The sequence below is a fragment of the Terriglobales bacterium genome (genome assembly GCA_035624475.1).
Taxonomy (GTDB): Bacteria; Acidobacteriota; Terriglobia; order Terriglobales; family Acidobacteriaceae; genus DASPRL01.
The window spans coordinates 1-3,601 of record DASPRL010000287.1 but is presented as its reverse complement, the minus strand read 5'-3'; the positions used below and the strand labels follow the sequence as shown (position 1 = coordinate 3,601).

At 66.4% G+C, this 3,601-nt stretch carries 3 protein-coding genes; 2 read left to right on the top strand and 1 reads right to left on the bottom strand.

Translation table 11 applies throughout. The annotated features are described in order from the left end of the window. The coding region (locus VEG08_11460; GenBank protein ID HXZ28600.1) for a hypothetical protein at positions 1 to 1,128 on the top strand (1,128 nt) is incomplete at its 5' end. A gap of 60 nt (positions 1,129 to 1,188) precedes the next feature. Next, a complete protein-coding gene (locus VEG08_11455; protein ID HXZ28599.1) occupies positions 1,189 to 3,186 on the top strand; it encodes a M1 family aminopeptidase in 1,998 nt (665 codons plus the stop codon). Positions 3,187 to 3,204: 18 nt separating this feature from the next. On the opposite strand, the gene VEG08_11450 is transcribed toward VEG08_11455, so the two are convergent. Continuing rightward, positions 3,205 to 3,601 (bottom strand): SAM-dependent methyltransferase (locus VEG08_11450; GenBank protein ID HXZ28598.1); only part of this gene is annotated, 397 nt, incomplete at its 5' end.

The following is a 3,601-nucleotide window of genomic DNA, read 5'->3' as shown; positions in this document are numbered from 1 at the left end:
CCCCACGTGGCCGGCATCTACCGCAAGTTCCGGCGGCTGGTGCGCGCGGCTGCGGCCCGCAAGCCCGACTTCGCCGTGGTCCTCGATTCTCCCGCCTTCAATGTGCGCGTGGCGCGTGAGCTGCACGCGCGCGGCGTGCCCGTCTTCTACTATGTGGCGCCGCAGTTCTGGGCCTGGCGACAAGGGCGGGTCAAGCAGATCCAGAAGTACATCCGCAAGGCGCTCTGCATCTTCCCCTTCGAAGAAAAGTGGTACCGCGAGCGCGGCGTGGAGGCGGAGTTCGTGGGGCATCCCCTGGCCGACCTGGCGCCGCCGGGCATCAGTCGAAAGCAGTTTGCTACGGAGAACGGCCTCGACCCGGAGCGCGAGTGGATCGCCATCCTGCCGGGTTCCCGCCGCAAAGAAGTCCGCATGAATCTGCCGGCGCTGATCAAGGCTGCCATCCATCTCCAAGCACCGGCAATCATTCAAATGGGCCTGAGGAAGGCGGACGCGGCCTCCGCTGATTCTCTCGAAACAGTGGAGATGGTTATGGCGTTCGAGGAGGTTCTCAACAGCGAGTTTAGCGAGAGGGAGATCGCGCGCTTAGAGCTCCTGCCTGCCCAGGAGCTTTACGGGTTCGTCATTCCCGTTGCTTCTACGCTCGACGAAGGTTGGATGCGCAAGCAACTCGGCGCGGCTGCGCGGGGTTTCAAGCTCGTCAAGGACGTTCGCGCCGCGCTCCAGCACGCCCGCGCGGCGGCGGTGGCCAGCGGCACGGCCACGGTGGAGGCGGCGCTGCTGGGCTGCCCCTTCGTGATGGTGTATCGCGTCTCTCCGCTGACCTACCGGCTGGGCAAGCCCCTGGTCAAGGTGCCGCGCTACGCCATGGTCAATCTCATCGCCGGCAAGGAGGTCGTCCCCGAGCTGGTGCAGCGGGATTTCACCGCCAAGAACGTGGCCGCCAAGCTGCGGGAAATCCTCCCGGATGGCCCCGCGCGTGAGAAAATGGTCGAAGGCTTGGCGGGTGTCCGGGCCCAATTGCAAGGCGCCGCCGGGGGCGGGGGGCGACAGCCGGCAGCAGAGCGGGCCGCGGAGGCCATCCTGCAGTCCCTCAAGGAGCGGAAGGCCGTTCAAGCGGGCGCCTGACGCATCTTTTTGACCTGTTTTGACATCCTACGGAGAGGCGAAAATCCAGGGAGATCCCTTATGAAGCAGGCACGACGGCTACGTGGCCGCGCCGGCAAGTTGTTGTTTGTGCTGGCGTTTGGGCTGCTGCTGGCGCTGAGCGCGGGAGCGGCGGAGCGCCCTCGCATCCAGGTGGACGACTACCAGATCGACGCCGAGATCCTGCCCGTCGGCCATCGCCTGACGGCGCGCGCCAAGGTCAAGCTGACCGCGCTCGAGGACATCAACACCGCGGTCCTGGAGCTGCACAACGACCTGCGCCCCACCAAGATCACCGGCCCCGACGGCAAGCCGCTGCAGTTCGAGCGCGTCACCGAGGATTCCACGGTGCGCGTCTTCCTGCCCGCCGGGCTGAGCAAGGGCCAGAGCACCACGCTGACCTTTGACTACGAGGGGGTGCTGCAGTCCGCCGACGACAGCCCGGTCGAAGGGCTCAAGCTGGCTTATGTCGGCCCCGACACCACCTACCTGCTCTATGCGGGGCGCTGGTTCCCCATGACCGGCTACCTGACCGACCGCTTCACCGCCACCATCAATTTCACCGTGCCCACCGGCATGACCGTGATCGGCAGCGGCAAGCCCACCACCAAGTCTCCCGGCCCGGGCCGCACCACCTACAGCTTCACCTGGGACCGGCCCAGCTTTCCCGGCACCATCATCGCCGGGAACTTCGTGACCACCACCGTCAATTCCGGCGGGGTGGACGCGCACGTCTACTTCAAGCCCGAACACCAGGCGGAATTGGCGCCCTACGCCGACACCGCCGTGAAAGAGTTCGAGTTCTACTCCGCTCTGTACGGGCCGGCGCCGGCGCGCAACCTGTCGGTGGTGGAGCTGCCGGACGACACCGTGCCTGCGGCGTGGGCGCCGGAGGTGGCCGCCATCGCCTCGCGGGCGGTGGCCCAGAAGACCAACTACCGGCTGCTGGCCAACACCATCGCACACCAGTGGTGGGGCGTGCTGGTGGCCCCGGCCACGCGCGACGATGACTGGCTGAGCGACGGCTTCGCGCGCTACTCCGAGGCCCGCTACGTGCTCTTCGCTGCCGGCCGGGCAGGCTTCGAAGAAGCCTCCAAGGACATGGCGGTGGGAGCTCTGGCCTACAACAACATTCCTCTGGCCAGCGCCGGCAAGCTCGACCCCTGGTCGCCGGAGTTCCAGTCCCTGGTCACCGACAAGGGGGCCATGCTGCTGCACATGCTGCAATGGGTGGTGGGGGACCAGGCCTTCGACAAGGCCACGCGCGCCTACGCCCAGCAGTTCGCGGGCAAGACGGTGACCGTAGACGATTTCCAGAAGGCGGTGGAAACCGCCTACGGCGATCACCTCACCTGGTTCTTCGCCGAGTGGCTGAACTCCACGGGCGCACCCGAGTTCCGCAACAAGTACGCCATCTACCGTCTGGGCAGCAACAAGGGCTTCCGCATCACCGGCGAGATCTCACAGGACATGGACCTGTTCCGCATGCCGGTGGAGCTGAAGATCGACACCGACGGCCCTCCCGTGAGCAAGCGCATCGAGGTGGTGGGCACCAATTCCCCCTACGTGGTTGACACCTTCACCAAGCCGCGGCGCATCTACATCGATCCCAACAGCAACCTGCTGCGGAATTCGCCGACGCTGCGCATCCGGGTGGACATCCTGCGCGGACAACAGCTGGTAGAGCAGGGCGACCTGAGCGCGGCCCTGAAGGAGTTCCAGAAGGCGCTGGAACTGAATCCCAACAGCTCCCTGGCGCACTACCGCATCGCCGAGGTCTTCTTCGTGCAGCACAACTACCAGGCGGCGGCCGACGAGTACCGCGAGGCCTATAACGGCGACGGCGAGCCCAACTGGACCATCGTGTGGGGGCACATCCAGCTGGGCAAGATCTTCGACCTCACCGACCAGCGCGAGCGCGCGGTCAACGAGTACCGCCAGGCCCTGCAGACGAACGACAACACCCAGAACGCGCTGGAAGAGGCGCGCAAGTATCTCTCCACGCCCTACCGGGGTGCGAAGCCCACGGAGGGCAACTAACAGCCGGCGGGACGACGGTTACCGGGCAAAGGCCAGGCCGCTCAAGCGAGCGGCCTTTTCTTTTTCCACGCCGCGGGCCAGGACCAGGACCTGGAAGGTCTCGCCCATGCCCGCCGGGGTGACCAGGTGCTTGAGCTGGAGCGTGACCTTGGCGCGCTCCTGGGGCGGGCCGCAGTCTTCGAAGGCGTCGGCGAACTCGTTGCCCTGGCCGATGCCCATGAGGAACTGCGCCTGGGTCAGCAGGCCCAAAGTTTCAAGACCGGCCTGCTCGGCCGTCGCGCGCAGGGCGGTGAAGTTGAGGTGGGCGGTGATGTCCTGCTCGCCGGGGGCCTCGTAGGGGTTCTCGCTCGCGGTGTGGCCGCGGTAGGTCATCAAGGTATCGCGGTGGCGCCCGGCGAGTTGTTCCTCTCGGGTG

What these genes read in the sequence shown, in the direction of transcription:
- VEG08_11455 (HXZ28599.1), top strand. Translation starts at nt 1,189, where the DNA reads ATGAAGCAGGCACGACGGCTACGTGGCCGCGCCGGCAAGTTGTTGTTT.